8 protein-coding genes are annotated in these 17,123 nt (G+C 42.9%); 2 read left to right on the plus strand and 6 right to left on the minus strand.

Annotation, left to right across the window (positions count from 1 at the left end; translation table 11 throughout):
• Positions 1 to 74: 74 nt before the first annotated feature.
• From nagB to HC965_RS14035, 3 genes are read right to left on the minus strand one after another with little or no spacing between them, the layout of a single operon-like run.
• The gene (gene nagB, locus HC965_RS14025) at positions 75 to 887 is read right to left on the minus strand and encodes a glucosamine-6-phosphate deaminase (protein WP_191032051.1); all 813 of its coding nucleotides are present in this window, start codon (positions 885 to 887) and stop codon (positions 75 to 77) included.
• Positions 888 to 937: 50 nt separating this feature from the next.
• Positions 938 to 2,134 carry an FprA family A-type flavoprotein gene (locus HC965_RS14030; RefSeq protein WP_191032052.1) on the minus strand — a complete coding sequence of 399 codons (1,197 nt, stop codon included), beginning with the start codon at positions 2,132 to 2,134 and terminating at the stop codon, positions 938 to 940.
• A gap of 59 nt (positions 2,135 to 2,193) precedes the next feature.
• On the minus strand, positions 2,194 to 3,165 hold the full coding sequence (locus HC965_RS14035; protein ID WP_191032053.1) for a TIGR01212 family radical SAM protein: 972 nt from the start codon (positions 3,163 to 3,165) through the stop codon (positions 2,194 to 2,196).
• A 482-nt stretch (positions 3,166 to 3,647) separates the two neighbouring features.
• Between HC965_RS14035 and HC965_RS14040 the strand changes: the two genes are divergently transcribed.
• Both HC965_RS14040 and xyl3A read left to right on the plus strand, forming a co-directional pair.
• A complete protein-coding gene (locus tag HC965_RS14040; protein WP_191032054.1) occupies positions 3,648 to 7,991 on the plus strand; it encodes a hybrid sensor histidine kinase/response regulator transcription factor in 4,344 nt (1,447 codons plus the stop codon).
• A gap of 94 nt (positions 7,992 to 8,085) precedes the next feature.
• Positions 8,086 to 10,677, plus strand: coding sequence for a xylan 1,4-beta-xylosidase (gene xyl3A, locus HC965_RS14045; RefSeq protein ID WP_191032055.1), 2,592 nt, complete (start codon positions 8,086 to 8,088; stop codon positions 10,675 to 10,677).
• A 518-nt stretch (positions 10,678 to 11,195) separates the two neighbouring features.
• On the opposite strand, the gene HC965_RS14050 is transcribed toward xyl3A, so the two are convergent.
• From HC965_RS14050 to HC965_RS14060, 3 genes are read right to left on the minus strand one after another with little or no spacing between them, the layout of a single operon-like run.
• Positions 11,196 to 12,770, minus strand: a complete 1,575-nt coding sequence (locus tag HC965_RS14050) for a glycoside hydrolase family 28 protein (RefSeq protein ID WP_191032056.1) — start codon at positions 12,768 to 12,770, stop codon at positions 11,196 to 11,198.
• Between the two features lie 25 nt (positions 12,771 to 12,795).
• Positions 12,796 to 15,210, minus strand: coding sequence for a pectinesterase family protein (locus HC965_RS14055; RefSeq protein ID WP_191032057.1), 2,415 nt, complete (start codon positions 15,208 to 15,210; stop codon positions 12,796 to 12,798).
• Positions 15,211 to 15,254: 44 nt separating this feature from the next.
• A complete protein-coding gene (locus tag HC965_RS14060; protein WP_191032058.1) occupies positions 15,255 to 17,111 on the minus strand; it encodes a fimbrillin family protein in 1,857 nt (618 codons plus the stop codon).
• Positions 17,112 to 17,123: the final 12 nt, after the last annotated feature.

Raw genomic sequence — 17,123 nt, forward strand, 5'->3', positions numbered from 1 at the left:
TTCTATTATACAAAAATGGGCTGCAATCGGTTTATCACTGATGCAGCCCATTCTTTATAGCGTCTATACTATTCTTACTTAATCAAAGATTCAGGATCCAAGTGAGCAGATTCGATATCTTTAAAGTAGCGGTAAGTACCCACTTTCAGGTCTACGGTAGCAGCATCGTCACAAACAATGATACCCTTTTCATGCATCTGTAAAGCACTGATAGTCCACATCTGTGTGATAGAGCCTTCTACTGCGTGATACAAAGCACGTGCCTTGCTATGACCATTAACGATAATCATCACTTCTTTTGCAGAAAGTACTGTACCCACTCCCACTGTCAATGAAGTCTTGGGAACTTTGTTGATGTCATTATCAAAGAAACGAGAGTTGGCAATGATTGTATCCATTGTCAATGTTTTCTGACGAGTGCGTGAAGTCAGAGAAGAACCCGGTTCGTTGAAAGCGATATGTCCGTCAGGACCGATACCCCCCATAAACAAGTCGATACCGCCATAAGACTTAATCTTTTCTTCGTAACGTGCACATTCAGCATCCAGGTCGGGAGCATTACCGTTCAGGATATTGGTGTTCTCCGGTTTGATGTCGATATGACCGAAGAAGTTGTTCCACATAAAAGAATAGTAACTTTCAGGATGTTCTTTCGGCAATCCTACATATTCATCCATATTGAATGTTACTACATTTTGGAAAGAAACGATTCCTTTCTTATTCAAGTCAATCAACGCTTTGTACATACCCAAAGGAGAAGATCCGGTAGGGCAACCCAGTACAAAAGGTTTTTCAGGAGTTGGATTAGCAGCTTTTATTTTTGCAGCAACGTAATGTGCAGCCCATTGAGATACGGACTGATAGTCCGGTTGAATAATTAATCTCATAAGTCGATTGTTTTATAGGTTAGTAATAAATTAATATCTCATTCACTGTTTCAACGGTCTTTCTTCAAGCGATCCGCCATGGCACGTGCCAGGTTCTCGCATTGAGTATAGGTAATATCCTTCATCGCCTGCTTCATCTCTACCGGATCGCCTATCAGTTCAAATTTGCTCTTTTCCGCAAACTCCGCTAGACGTTTCACAGCAGCACCCGCCCATGTGAAAGAACCGAAATAGCCTAGATAACGACCTTTCACCTCACGCAGCAGAATCTTTGAAAGCAGTGCTTCTACTTCCGGGAATATCTGATTGCTATAAGTAGGAGAACCGATGATAAGCCCTTTATAACGGAAAATATCAGCTATGATATAAGAAGGATGACTCTTCGTCACATTATGCATAACGATGTTCTTAACTCCTTGAGCGGAAAGTTCCGCAGCAATAGCTTCAGCCATTTGCTCCGTATTTCCATACATGCTGCCGTAAGCAATAACCACACCTTCGTCCGCGTCATAACGGCTCAAGCGGTCATATATGCCAATCACTTTGGCTATATTCTCCGTCCATATCGGCCCATGAGTAGAGCAAATAGCGGAAATAGGAAGTCCGCCGAGTTTCTGCAACGCCTTTTGTACAGGGTTTCCATATTTTCCTACGATATTAGAGTAGTAGCGCACCATTTCTCCCCAGTACTTATCTACATTCATACGGGTATCCAGGAAACCACCATCCAACGTGCCGAAACATCCGAATCCGTCACCGGAGAAAAGAATGCCATCTGTTTCGTCAAATGTCATCATCGTTTCCGGCCAGTGTACCATCGGAGTCATATAGAAACGTAGTGTGTGGCGTCCTAAGGCCAGGAAGTCTCCGTCCTTCACCAGGTATTGTTCGCCAGTCACGCCATAGAAGCCTTCAATCATGCCGAATGTCTGCTTATTACCCACAATAATAATTTCCGGGTAGTGCTGCTTAATCAATCGGATAGAGCCGGAATGGTCCGGTTCCATATGATTTATAATCAAATAATTAATGGGACGTTCTCCAATCACTTGCTTAATCTTACGCAAGTAGACTTCAAAATAACAGATATCCACCGTATCCACCAATGCCACCATTTCATCATCAATCAGATAAGAGTTATATGAAACTCCATAGGGCAATGGCCACATCGCTTCAAATCTGTGTTTGTTACGGTCATTTACTCCCACATAGTGGACATTTCCTTTAATTCTTGTTTTATGTTCCATTCTTCAAATTACATTAAATATCTCTCTCACCACTCAATGTTCCCCAAAACAGATATTTATCAAGTGGTAATCTTATCATCTGCAAAAATAAGCCTTTTTTCCGAATCCCTATACTTCTTACCTTGATAAGCACCTCTTTCTTTCATTCTTTTTTGTAAACGTGTTACAAATTCATAATTTTTCAATCCCCAGTCCGGTGCTATTAATAAATCTTTAGGAGATTGAGAGACAAAACGCTCTACGACAATATCGGGACGAAGATGTTCTACATAGTCAATCACCAAATCAATGTATTCATCCACTTTCGTAAACAAACGGAAATCATCGGGATTTCCGTCATACTCATGCGCCATACGTGTGCCACGAATCAATTGCAACTGATGGATTTTCAGAGTAGACAAAGGTAATTCCGAAAGGATTTCCGCCTGTTCTACCATCGTATCATGGGTTTCTCCCGGGAGTCCGAGGATAATATGTCCCCCTGTCAGAATGCCACAGCCGGCAGTCCGTTCGACAGCTTCTACCGTATCTGCATAAGTATGTCCCCGGTTTATACGCTGCAAAGTCTTGTCACAGGTGCTTTCTATACCATATTCTACCATGAGGAAAGTATGTTTGTTCAACTCTTCCAAATAGCGCAACAAGCCTTCAGGCATACAATCCGGGCGTGTACCTATCACCAAGCCTACCACATCATCCACTTCCAACGCTTCTTCATATTTACGTTTCAGTCCTTCCAGTTCCGCGTAAGTATTGGTATAAGCCTGAAAATAGGCCAAATATTTCATTTCCGGATATTTATGGGCGAAAAAGCACTTGCCTTCTTCCAGTTGGGTAGCGATAGATTTCTCTGTCCGGCAATAGTCAGGGTTGAAAGTCTGATTGTTGCAATAGGTACAACCGCCCCATCCTTTCGTTCCATCCCGGTTGGGACAAGTGAAACCTGCATTCAATGAAATCTTTTGCACTTTGTAATGAAAATACTTCCGCAGGAAAGTTGGAAAATCATTATATAAGATATGTGTAGACATCGTTACTTCATACTTTTGTTATTTAACCAACAAACATAAGAAAAAACAGCGAGTTACGGAAAGATGGTACAAAATATCTTCAATATATTAAAATAATCATAAAGTCCATAAGATAATTTAATAATTATTGCTATCCCAAAAACTATTTAATTAGCTTTGCCTTGATTTTAGGCATTGACGGGAGGATACTTGTGAAAGTCTTGTGCAATTTATTCCCCAATTATGATTTCATCTCACCATACCCCATGCAACTCTCGTCAATAAAATTAACCTCTTTATATTCCTAATAAGAATATAAAGAGGTTTTTAGTTTAAATAACTATCGTTTATTTAAGTATCAATAAAGTTTGAAAGGAGATGATAACACACAGTATACGGGGAAAAAATAAGCAAAAACGAGTATAATTCGTTCAAACCACTTTCCTCTCTTTCTATTCCGGTTTGTTTTGCCTATTTTTGCTTTAAACATTAAAGCAACTACTATGAAACGGCTTTGCACGCTATTGCTTCTTCTTTCGACAGCAATTATAATAATTGCCCAACCCATCTGTCAGGTAAAGCATTTCTCTGTCAGTGACGGTCTTGCCCAAGGGGTTGTTATGAGCATTCTACAAGACCGGAAAGGGCTTATTTGGTTTAGTACCTGGAATGGGCTTAATAAATTTGACGGTTATACTTTCAAGACCTATAAAACCTCACAAGAGAGTACGTATGCATTCGGAAGCAATCGCATGGGGACGATCTCCGAAAGTAAATACGGAGATATATGGTGTCCTACTTACGATGGGCAAGCTTGTTTATTCGATGTGGAAACCGAGAAGTTCATAGATGTTCTCCAACCGATAGAGCGTTCCACTAAACAGACTCATTATGTCACCCGTATTTATTCTCTGAAAAAAGGAATTGCCTGGATTCTCTGCGAAAACGGATATGCCTACAGAGTAGACGAACAGTTATGCAAAAAAGGGGAAGGCATCACGCTTTATACAACTTCCAACCACAACCTGAAAGGGGAGCAAATAGTTACTGTTTATCAGGATTCGGAAGAGGACGAATGGATATTGACCGATAAAGGTATTTCAATCATAGGGAAAAAGACGTTAGATACCGACTTTCCTTTTCAATTTATCACTCAAATAAAAGAGACTATCTATCTGATTGCAGAAAATGATAAGTTGGCCAGATATGATTTTCACACTAAAAAACTAAAGTTCGTAGATATTCCTTATCCCCATGACAAGATAAACAATGTCACGGCCATAGGGAAAGATATGCTGGCACTGGGAACAAATAACGGGTTGATACTATATTCCACTCAAAAGAATAGTTTCCAACAAATAGATATCCGTACAGCTACCCAACCTTCCAACTATGTAGAAACGGTCTATCAGGATTATTTGGGAGATATTTGGATATTCTCCAAGGATCCGGGAATTATCCATCTCAATCTCGCCACCAATGAAAAAGAGCACTTGTTTACTCCCAAAGATGAAATCATCAAGCATGGACGCAAAAGTCGCAAACTCATTTTTGAGGATAAGGCAGGAAACTTATGGTTACTCCCCACCGAAGGGAACTTTTGTTATTATGACAGGAAAGAGAAAACCCTAAAACCGCTTCTTACGGATATAAACAATCCCAAATCTATTTTCAGTCCATTAGTCAGGTCTTACACATTGGATAATCAGGGCAACTGCTGGTTTGCAACAGCGCGTGGTGTAGAGAAATTATGTTTTTTCCCACAAAGCTATCAATTTAACCTGACTGATTATGAAGCGGAGACACGCGCTTTCTTACGGGACAGTAACAAACGGCTTTGGACGGCATCCAAATCAAACTATATTCAGATATACAAACCGGACGGAACTTTGGAGGGCTATTTATCACCGCAGGGAAACATCGTCAAAGAAAAGCAACCGTTCTTTAACGGAGTATATTCCATCCTGGAAGATAAAAACAATAATATATGGTTGGGGACGAAAGACATCGGTCTTTTCCAGTTAAGGAAAACAGGAGCAAATCAGTACTCTATCCACCATTTTGAGCATCAGCCTACTGATCCTTACAGCCTGAGCAGTAACAGTATCTATGCTATCTATCAGGATAGTCGCAGTAATATTTGGGTAGGCTGTTATGGTGGCGGATTAAACTTGCTGACACAAACCAAAGATGGAAAAACATCATTTATTCACGGTAACAATGAATTGAGAAACTATCCCATAGCTTACGGCATGAAGGTTCGGAATATTGCCGAAGCTCCGGGCGGAGTTATCCTTGTGGGAACTACTAATGGACTACTTACATTCTCAAGCAACTTCGAACGTTTGGAAGAAATTAAATTCTACCGGAATATCCGCAGGCCGGGAGATAAAAACAGTCTCAGCGCTAATGACATCATGCACATATATACCGACAAGAATAAAACCACTTATATCATCAGCTTCACCGGAGGAGTAAATAAAGTTATATCAGACAAACTACTCAGTGAGAATATCCAGTTCAAGAACTATGATAAAAACAATGGGCTAGCTTCGGATTTGGCACTATCAATGATTGAAGATACACAGAACCAACTATGGGTGGTTTCAGAAATAGCTCTTTCCAAATTCGATCCTGTCAAAGAGACATTCGAAAACTATGAATTGAGTTCGATTTATCAAGAGTTTAATTTCTCGGAAGCGATTCCTGTTATCAATGCCCGTAACCAAATAGTATTAGGAACGGATAAAGGTTTCCTCGAAGTGTCACCGGAAAAGATGCACAAAAGCGAATATGTTCCGCCTATTGTATTCACAGGACTTAAAATTCAAGGACACTCTACGGATTATTCTATCGACAAATTGAAAGAACTGGAACTCAAATCGTCACAACGAAATGTCACTTTCCAGTTTGCCGCACTTGATTATGTAAATCCCAAAGGTATTTTATATGCCTATCGCTTGCAAGGGCTGGAGGAAGAATGGAATGAAGCCGACAATAACCGGTCTGCAAGCTATATCAACTTGCCTGCCGGCAGGTATAAGTTACAAATAAAATCAACGAACAGTGATGGAGTCTGGACGAACAATGTACGCACCCTGCCTATACATGTGCTTCCTACATTTTGGGAAACTTACTGGGCGTGGCTGCTCTATTTCATCCTATTCATACTTTTCACAGCGACAATCGTGTACGTGTTGTTTTACATCTACCGGTTGCGCCACAGAGTCGATATGGAGCAACAATTAGCTAATATAAAATTAAGGTTCTTTACCGACATTTCTCATGAGTTACGCACTCCGCTGACTCTCATCAGCAGTCCCGTAACAGAAGTACTGGAGAATGAACCTCTTTCGCCTTCCGCACGCGAGCATCTTACTTTGGTACATCAGAATACAGAGCGCATGCTCCGGTTGATGAATCAGATACTGGATTTCCGTAAGATTCAGAATCAGAAGATGAAACTGTTGATAGAAGAAACCGATTTGATTCCGCTCTTACAAAAAGTTATGAATAGTTTCAAGCTGATAGCTGAAGAGAAAAATATAAATTATCAATTACATTCTACAGTTCAATCGGTATATAGCTGGATAGACAGGGATAAATTCGAGAAGATATTCTTCAATCTACTTTCTAATGCATTCAAATATACGCCTGCCGACAAATCAATAACCGTCCATATCACGACGAAAGAAAAGACGATAGAGATAGAAGTGGCAGACGAAGGTATCGGGATTGCAGTAGAGAAGCAACATTCACTGTTCCAACGTTTTGAGTCATTAGTGAAACAGAATATACTGCAACCGTCTTCAGGCATTGGCTTATCCTTAGTAAAAGAAATGGTGGAAATGCATCATGGCACTATTGATGTAATTAGTCAGCCTGGGATAGGCAGTCGCTTCACGGTTGTCTTGCCCTTGCAAAAGAAAGTTTTCGAAGAAGACGGGCAAGTGGAATTTATTCTGAATGACAGCCAAAGTTCAACGCCTCATCCCGTTGACAGCATGAAAGCGCCGGAGGAGACAGAGGAAAAAGACGAATTGGAAAACAATGCAGAAAATTTCTCCATACTGGTCGTAGAAGATAATGAAGAATTAAAAGCTTTTTTGAAGAATATACTATCGGAAAGCTATACCGTGATAACGGCTTCCAATGGGGAGGAAGGATTGCAACGTGCCGTTATTGACCTGCCCGACCTTATCATCAGCGATGTCATGATGCCGGTTATGGATGGTTTGGAGATGATAGGGCAAATCAAAGAAAACAAGAATATTTGTCATATACCTATTATCGTGTTATCGGCCAAAGCATCCCTGGACGACCGTATCGCCGGACTGGAACAAGGTATAGATGATTATATCACCAAACCTTTCAGCGCTACTTATTTAAAAACCCGCATAGCATCGCTGCTACGCCAACGCAAGGCACTGCAAGAATTATATATGGATAAACTGATGGAAGGAAAGAACACCTCGCCTTCCACCGATTCCCTCGTTCCGTCGCAACCGCAAATTACTCCGTACGATGAGCAATTCATGGAGAAAGTTATGGAATTTATGGAAGAACAGATGGATAATGCCGAACTGACCATTGATGAATTTGCAGAAAAGTTAATGCTTAGTCGCACTATCTTCTACCGGAAGCTCAAATCAATTATCGGACTGACACCCGTAGACTTTATACGGGAAATACGAATCAAGCGAGCTGTTCAGTTAATTGACAGCGGTGAATATAACTTCTCGCAAGTAGCCTACATGACAGGCTTCAACGACCCGAAATATTTTAGTAAATGCTTCAAAAAAGTAATAGGAATCACGCCGTCTGAATATAAGGAGAATAAAAAGTGAGTAAGTACTCCTTTTCTACCGGATATTCCCCACAAAACTAATGAAAAGCGCGTACTATTGCAGTCTCAAATCTAAAAACTAAAAGAATTAGAAAATGAAAAAGCAATGGATTATCGCCTGTCTTACCGGAATATTCATCATGAACGTACAGGCACAACAACCAGACAAGTATCCCTACCAGGACACGAAACTGACTGCTGAACAACGGGCAGACGACTTGCTTCAACGTCTTACACTGGAAGAAAAAGTCGCATTGATGCAAAACAACTCTCCGGCCATCCCCCGCCTGGGCATCAAGCCTTACGAATGGTGGAATGAAGCCCTTCATGGAGTTGCCCGTGCCGGACTGGCTACTGTCTTTCCGCAAGCAATAGGGATGGCCGCTTCTTTTAATGACGAATTAATCTATGAAGTCTTCGATGCCGTCTCCGACGAAGCACGTGCCAAGAACCGCCAATTCAATGAACGGGGACAGTATAAGCGCTATCAAGGACTTACCATGTGGACGCCGAACGTCAATATCTTCCGTGACCCACGCTGGGGACGTGGACAAGAGACATACGGAGAAGACCCTTATCTGAACGGACGCATGGGAATGGCAGTGGTCAGAGGTCTGCAAGGGCCGGAAGATGCCGAATATGATAAGCTTCACGCCTGCGCCAAACACTTTGCCGTACACTCCGGCCCCGAATGGAACCGCCATAGTTTCAATGCAGAGAACATAGCTCCCCGGGATTTATGGGAAACCTATCTTCCCGCATTCAAGGAACTGGTACAGAAAGCAGATGTAAAAGAAGTGATGTGCGCCTACAACCGCTTTGAAGGTGAGCCCTGTTGTGGAAGTAATCGTCTGCTGACCCAAATACTTCGTAATGACTGGGGTTTCAAAGGAATCGTAGTTACCGACTGCGGAGCTATCGGAGACTTTTTCCAGCGCAGAAAACATGAAACTCATCCTGATGCCGCGCACGCTTCAGCAGATGCTGTCTTAAACGGAACCGACCTCGAATGTGGTGGCAACTTCAAAAGTATCACGGATGCCATCAAACAAGGATTAATCTCGGAAGAGAAAGTCAACACTTCCGTCAAAAGACTGCTGAAAGCCCGTTTTGAACTGGGGGAAATGAATCCAACCCATCCCTGGAGTGAAATCCCCTATTCCGTCATTGACTGTCCCAAACATAAAGAACTGGCACTGAAAATGGCACACGAAAGTCTGGTATTACTCCAAAACAAAGGTAATATTCTCCCGTTAAACCGTCAGATGAAAGTTGCAGTTATCGGTCCCAATGCCAATGACTCCGTCATGCAGTGGGGTAACTACAACGGCTTCCCTTCACAAACCGTTACTTTACTGGAAGGAATACGTGCCAAACTCCCCGACGCGCAAATCATCTATGAACCTGTATGCGGATATACCAACGACACTACTCTGCATAGCCTGTTCAACCAGTGCAGCATTGACGGAAAATCCGGCTTTGACGCTACCTACTGGAACAACCGTGAATATAAGGGCAAGATTGCCGCAACCGACCGTCTGACTACTCCTTTCCATTTCAGTGCGGAAGGTGCTATCGTATTCGCTCCCGGCGTAGGATTGAAAAACTTCACCGCCATCTACCGCTCCACTTTCCATCCGACAGATTCCGGTGCCGCCACTTTCCGCGTGATGACTAACGGCGGAGTTACCTTATTCCTCAACGGAAAACAGATAGCCGAAGCAACCAATATCAAGAATCATACCAACCTGTATTCTTTCAACTACGAAGCAGGAAAAAGTTACGATATTGAACTTCATTTCATCCAAGTAAAGGATAACCCCGCACTCAACTTCGACCTGGCAAAACAGACTCCGATGGATGCCCGTGACATTCTGAATAAACTGCAAAGTGCAGACGTTGTCATCTTTGCCGGCGGTATCTCTCCTCTACTGGAAGGAGAATCCATGCGGGTATCCGACCCCGGATTCAAAGGTGGCGACCGTACAGAAATCGAACTGCCCGCCATCCAGCGTGAGGTTCTTGCCCTTTTCAAAAAGAATGGAAAGAAAACCATATTCGTCAACTTTTCCGGTTCGGCTATGGCAATCGTGCCCGAAACACAGAATTGCGACGCCATCCTGCAAGCATGGTATCCCGGACAGGCGGGCGGAACAGCAGTTGCCGATGTTCTTTTCGGAGATTACAATCCTGCCGGACGATTGCCTGTCACTTTCTATAAAGGTTTGCAGCAATTACCGGATTATGAAGATTATTCCATGAAAGGACGTACGTACCGTTTTATGACGGAAACACCTCTTTATCCATTTGGCTACGGATTAAGTTATACCCGTTTCGCCTACGGAAAGGCAAAACTCAGTCAATCCAAGTTGCGCAAAGGAGAAAAGGCTGTTCTCACTATTCCGGTGAGTAATGTCGGACAGAAAGAGGGTGAAGAAGTCGTACAGGTATATATCTGCCGCCCCAACGATAAGGAAGGTCCTCAAAAAACGCTTCGTGGTTTCCAGCGAATCAATATAGCCAAAGGAAAGACACAGAACGTCAGCATCGAGCTTCCTTACGATTCTTTCGAATGGTTTGACACAGCGACTAATACGATACGTCCTCTAAACGGAACTTATAAAGTATTATATGGAAGCAGCTCCGATTCGAACGACTTGCAGTCTGTCAATATTCAGGTTCAATAGGTTATCGGACATATAAATCATTCACTTTAACAGGGGTTGGGATAGTATAGTTATCCCAACCCCTGTTTCTTTATGTTCTCCCCCTGCACAACAACATCTTCTTATAAACCCTATTCTCTATCTTCAAAGCATACTCATTACCCTTTATCGTTCTTACTATCTCATCACCTACTACCTGTCTCCCCATCTATTAAGAGAAAAGTTCCATTGCATTAGATGCAAACTTCCTTTCCCTTTATAGTAAACTCTTTCTTCATTAAGCTCAAACTATAAATGAAAGCTTCAATTATATAATTTCAATCTTTGTTTTTATAAATGCAAGCTTTGTTTTTATAATCAAAGCTTGCATTTATAGATTGATCTTTGATAAAAGAAACTTTGGTAATAAGGGAAAGGAAGTTTGTAATAAGGAGAAAGGAAGTTTTCTATTAATAGCTGACAGCTGGCAGAATAGTATAACACAACGAAGGGCTGAATGTACATCATCCAGCCCTTCATATCATATATGGTATCAGGTATTAGTTCTTTGTAAGCAACCGCTTCTCTGAAATCGTTCCTAATTCTTTTCCATTGATGGTTATATCGGTTGTATTTTCAATCTGTATCATAGAGTTATCAGGAGTCTCTATTTCAACATTCTCAATATTGAGTTTTGCCACTTTATTAACCACAATGCCTTCTTTCGCCCCGGTCACTACCATATTCTTGATGGAAATATTCTCAATCGGCATTTCCGGCAATCCGTTTATATAAGCTGCGCGTCCCGCTCCTCTGCAAAACACATCCGAGATAAAGATGTTCTTGAATGCGGGAGTCCCTTCACACACCTCCGGCACCGGTTCACCGGGAGCACCTTTGACCGCATAATACAAATCAGCAATCAAGGCATCATTGGGGATATCAATCATATTTATATTATTGATATAAATATTCTCTACGACACCACCGCGGCCACGGGCACTCTTAAACCGCAATCCAACATCCGTACCGATAAAAGAACATTCGGACACATACACGTTTTTCACACCACCGGACATTTCACTGCCGATGACAAAGCCACCGTGCCCGTGCAGGACGGTATTGTTTCTTATAATCACATTCTCACAAGGTTCTCCCCGCCTGCGACCGTCTTCATCCTTACCCGATTTCAGACAGATAGCATCATCACCCGCATCAAAGAAACAGTTGACAATCAACACATTCTTGCATGACTCCACATCAAGCGCGTCTCCATTTTGCGAATACCAGGGATTGAACACTTTCACGTCATTCAATATCAGAGATTCGCACGATAGCGGATGCAGGCACCAACTCGGTGAGTTCTTGAATGTCACTCCTTCCAACAGCACCTTTTTGCTCTTCACGATACTAAGCATCACAGGACGCAACCAACTTTTCATTTCTTCCCAGTCTGCATTATCAATATCCTGTCGTTTGTTTCCCCAGTCAGCCATGAGAACAGATGCTTTCAAAGCTCCTTCATTGGGATACCACACTTTTCCGCTTTCGTCTACTTTACCACCGGAGTTCAACAGTTTCTTCCATTGCCCATCCGTCATCTTGCTTTTCTTTACGGGACGCCATCTGTCACCCGCTCCATCAAAAACACCGTAACCGGTAATGGCTATATTCTCGGCATTCATCGCTGAAATAGGCGACTGGCAACGCCGGGTATTCAATCCTTCAAACGAAGTTTCGATAATCGGATACAAAGACGTGTCACCGCTGAATACAATGAGCGCATTCTTTTCCGCATGCAGATTTACATTGCTCAACAGTACGACAGGCCCGGTCAACCACAATCCTTCAGGAATGATTACTTTACCGCCGCCCTTTTCATGTACTGCTTTGATAGCCTTGTTGATAGCTTCCGTATTCAGCGTCACGCCGTCGCTTTTTGCTCCGAAATCACAAATATTCACCTGATAGTCGGGAAAAGCGGGACGTTCCACAACAGGCATGGAGAAAGGCAGGTCTGCATACATGGCTTTCAAATCCGTCTCTGTGTATACCTGCCTGGCAGTACTCTGACAAGCACAGAACAGCCCCAGGATGGCTGGTACAAGACCAGCCATTTGAATCAATCTACTCATATCTTCTTTTACCTTAAATATTCAATTACTTAAACCAGGCAGCATCGGTATATCCGTCCCAACTCATTATGATTTCGCGCGTACCGAAATGCTGGTCGTACTGTTCCTTACTGAGTGGCAACACTGTGCTGCGTACTGCTGCCGGGATAGATTCATAGAGGTTGGCACCGGATTCCGTCTTGCAGTTGTAGAGTTTACAGCCGGTGGTAACAGTAGGTGTGGCCGGTGTCAGCGGTTTATTTTCACCTACAAAGTTAGGGCCATATACATCGGCAAACGTACAATTCAAGAAAGTAAGGTTGTCCGGTTCGTACTGATAAATCAGAGTAGAGTTAGTGACACCTGCACCAACCGTGAAACGGCTGTTCAAGAATACATAACCCAAATATCCTTCTCTGACACGCGCCTGCATCACCGCACGTGTGCCGGTTGGTGCATGGAGCTGACAGTCTTCGAACAATACTACCTTACCCGAACCCCAGATAAAATCGGTAGCTCCGGCTATGAAGCAATCTTTGAACCAGTTGTAACCACCACCCGGAAGCAGTGTATCCTGGAAGCTCAATACACGACAGTTGATGAAAGCTGCCGACTTGTTGTTGATGTAAAGCGCCTCGGCTTGCCCGTTCTTTCCCAATGTCCAGCCATAAGCATTCTCTATTGTCACATTCTCAAAGCGGATTTTATCGGAATTTCCATCGAGTATGACTACTGAGCGACCGCCGGAAGAAGGAACCGTAGTGCCTACCGGAGCAAATTGGTCGATATTGGTACCGCCACCGATACCACCGTTTATATCATTACTGTTATCATACTGGATATTTACGGCTGTATTGTCACTGGCATTTCCTTTTACCGTAATGTTGCTTTGGTCGCGCAAGTAGATGATTTCCTGATAGATGCCATTATCCATTTGGAAAGTTTTGGCAGTATTCAGTTCAACGTGTGTTGCACAAAAGTCAATAGCACCTTGCAAGGTGTAGAAGTCAGCGTCAGGATTGGTATGACTAATCTTCACTGTATAGTTCGGTCCGGTCAGTACCGGTTCGGGCTTGGTTTTGAAAGTCCATGCACGGCCATATACTCCTTTGAAGTCCGTCTGCTTTACGGCAGCCTGTTCGATAGTTACATAGTATTCGGTGTCATATTGCAAGCGTTGTTGATGAGGCTTGATGATGAAGTCGTTGCCTTCCACTCTTGCCGGATAGTAGTTTACGATACGACGGCTGACGGAAGAACCCTTAGGAGTGACGCCGATAATATCCATCCATGTATTCAGTTTAGTCTGACCGTCTACAATGGATACTCTGCGCTCTGCCATGTTGATTTCGTCTACCAATTTATGGTCGTTCATACGATAAATACGGATAGAGCCACTCGTACCAAGTTCGGGGGCAACACCTTCAAATGATAGTTTTAGTTCGGTATCTGCAAGTGCTTGCTGTGTGCCGTCGGCAGGGGTTAAGCTATATCCGGCCACAGGTGTCTTGTCGCCATCGGCCGTACCGTCTTCGTTGCTTCCGTCTTCCCAGGGAGCGGATGAGTTTCCACCATCTACATTTTCAAGGCGTCCCATTTCCACAAAGCCGCTATCATCAATGTAGAGTGCGAAGGTATAACTATAACCTTTGTGGAATTGCGGCAAGGCGATATCCAAATTGGTAAATATCCATTCTGTCTCTCTATCGTTCAGTACAAAAGATACTTTGTAGGTATCCTTCAGTGCCGAAGGAAGAATGATAGACTCGTAGAATCCTGTTGTAGCATTGTGATAAGGGGTAATAGTAGCAATGGAGTTGCCGTCAACTGTCAGTACATCGGTCTGTATATTGAACGAAGCCGCAGTCTGCATACCTTCAATGCGTACATTACTTACTTCCAACGGTTCTTTTTCCATATTCACAAACTTCAGAATCACTTTAGCCAAACGATGTGTAAAGTTCAATGCAATATGGGGTTCATTCTCCAGAGAGTAGGTATAATCTTCTTTGGTGGCAGCATACAGTAAGTCGCAGGCCGTACTACCCTTTCCTTGTGAAGCCAGTTGCACGGGATAGTTGAAATCACGCACATCGTCATTATAGGGATAGTATGCTACAAACTTCACCGGTATTCCGTCATTCTGCACTTTAAGCGGTGCAGTGGAAGTGAAAGAGACGGATGCACCTTCTTCCGAGCAAACGTAAGGTGCGTTAGCTACTTCCGTGGCAGGTTCAAGAGTCTTCATGTCCAACACGTATGTGCCAATCTTATCGCCCTTATTCCATGACGAGCCGTCTTGAGTGACACGGGTTGAGAATGCTGTGAGGTCTACACCGAAGGTAACCTCGCCCGCAGTAAGAGGCTGCTTCGTGCCCGTATCCTGCTCGTCATCCGAGCAAGAAAGGCAAAACAGGCTACCTACTAATAAAGGGTATAGTAATGAATGAAATAGTTTCATAACTGGATTGTTTAATCTGTATTACAATAACATTTAAAACAGCATTACCGGGCATTCTTATACCAACGAGGGTCACCGACCTGTGCGTCAATCTTTAGTTTGAAGTTACCGTTCGCGGCATCTTCAAAGAGTTCGGCAGCAGTCTTGGATACATCTATCCATGCATTAGGGAAAGTATTGGTATCTATCGCTTTTCCATGTACATTCACTACTGCCATTTGTCCGTCTTCGGTAGGTGCGGCTGCATAGTTGCCTGAAAATTCCCGTACATCCATCTTATAGCCTATGTTAGGATTGCTAGTCACGAAGCAAGCTGAAATATTATTCTTATAGTACAAATTACCATTCGCATATCGACTTTCAAAAGGAGTCTTTCCCATATCTGCCAATGTACAATTCTCTATAGTAACAACTACACCATTGGCATCTTTCACATAAAAGACACGTTCTGTCATCGTATAAAGTGTAGAATTGGTGACAGTGATTGCTTTAGAACCATAATAGTTGAAAACGCTTTGCATATTTGTAAATAAGCAATTGTCAATCAATACAGCAGAAGGCAAGTTTTGTGCTCCATTATCTCCATCCGGCCAGTCACAAACAGTCTTCATATTGGTGAAGTTACACTTCTTGAAATCTATTACAGCATCATTTGCAAGTTGAGCGGTTTCATTGTTAGTCAATAAAGCTGTCGAGTTATCACCTGTAATATCCAAGTTATTCAATGCAATCTTCTGAAGGCTGGTATATTGTATCTGCTTCAGATTCACTTTTACTTGTTCTTCCGTGTCGGCTATCAGCAACAATTCCGTTACTGCTTCGGGCACTACTATTGCATCGCTAAACGTATAACCTTCCGCATTGGCAGCAAATACTAACGCTACTTTACCGGAAGCACCGGACAATACTGTTGACAGGTTCGTTTCCGCATGAATCGCTTTTTGTGCATAGTCGGCGGGAATCGCTTCATTCTCTGATACTTTGTCACCGTCGCCATCTTCGCTACCGCCATCACCCCAAGGTGTGTTGCTGCCGTTACCGCCACCGATTTCTCCGGTTGTCTCTTTTCCGACATTGATATTGAAGGTGTATTCGTGGCCTGCCATAAACTTATCTATCTTGCTGCCTTCAGGCACTGTGTATTGATACTTACCACCATCTGCCATGATAGTGAGTGACAGTTTATTTATCAACTCTTCAGTAGGCAACATGATACCGATGAAGGATTTATCTCCTGTTTTTTGCAGGGCAACAGACTTCTGCGTATCCATGTTAGTCAATTTACCGTCTATCAGGTTGAAAGTAGCAGTCGTATTCATGCCACCTACCGTTACACTAGTCACATTGGATACATTCTCATTCGTTATCTTGACACGCAAAAGCACTAACTGGTGATGGAAAGTAAAGGCCAATCCACCTGCCAACAGGGCATCTGTTGACTGATTGGTAGCCTTTGCCCACATTAAATCGTGGGCAGAGATGTCATCGGACTGATTGCTCAGGTCTACTTTATAAAGTGCTGCTGTGGCGTCAATAGCATCCGTAGCCGTAGTATATGGATAATAAGCTACAAAGTTAGTAGGCGCATCATAGATGGCTATTCCCGGATTGGATGAGAAGTTCACCGTAAGCCCGCTGCCAATAGTTGTATATTGCACGTTGAGGGCTTCGTTCAGGATATTCTTATCTTCTGTATCAAACATATATATACCGATGGCATCACCGCTCTCCCATTCACTGGTTTCGCTGTTCAATCGTGTAGAGAAACGGTCGTTGCCCGAACTGATAGTACTAAGCATTCTCTGACCATTCGTATCAGTAGGAGAATTTTCATTCACTTCGCTACATGCTACTGCCAAAGTACCGGCAGCCGCTAAGAAAAACAATTGTTTCAGATTCATAATATTATATTT

Source organism: Bacteroides sp. GM023 (assembly GCF_014750685.1).
Classification (GTDB): Bacteria; Bacteroidota; Bacteroidia; order Bacteroidales; family Bacteroidaceae; genus Bacteroides.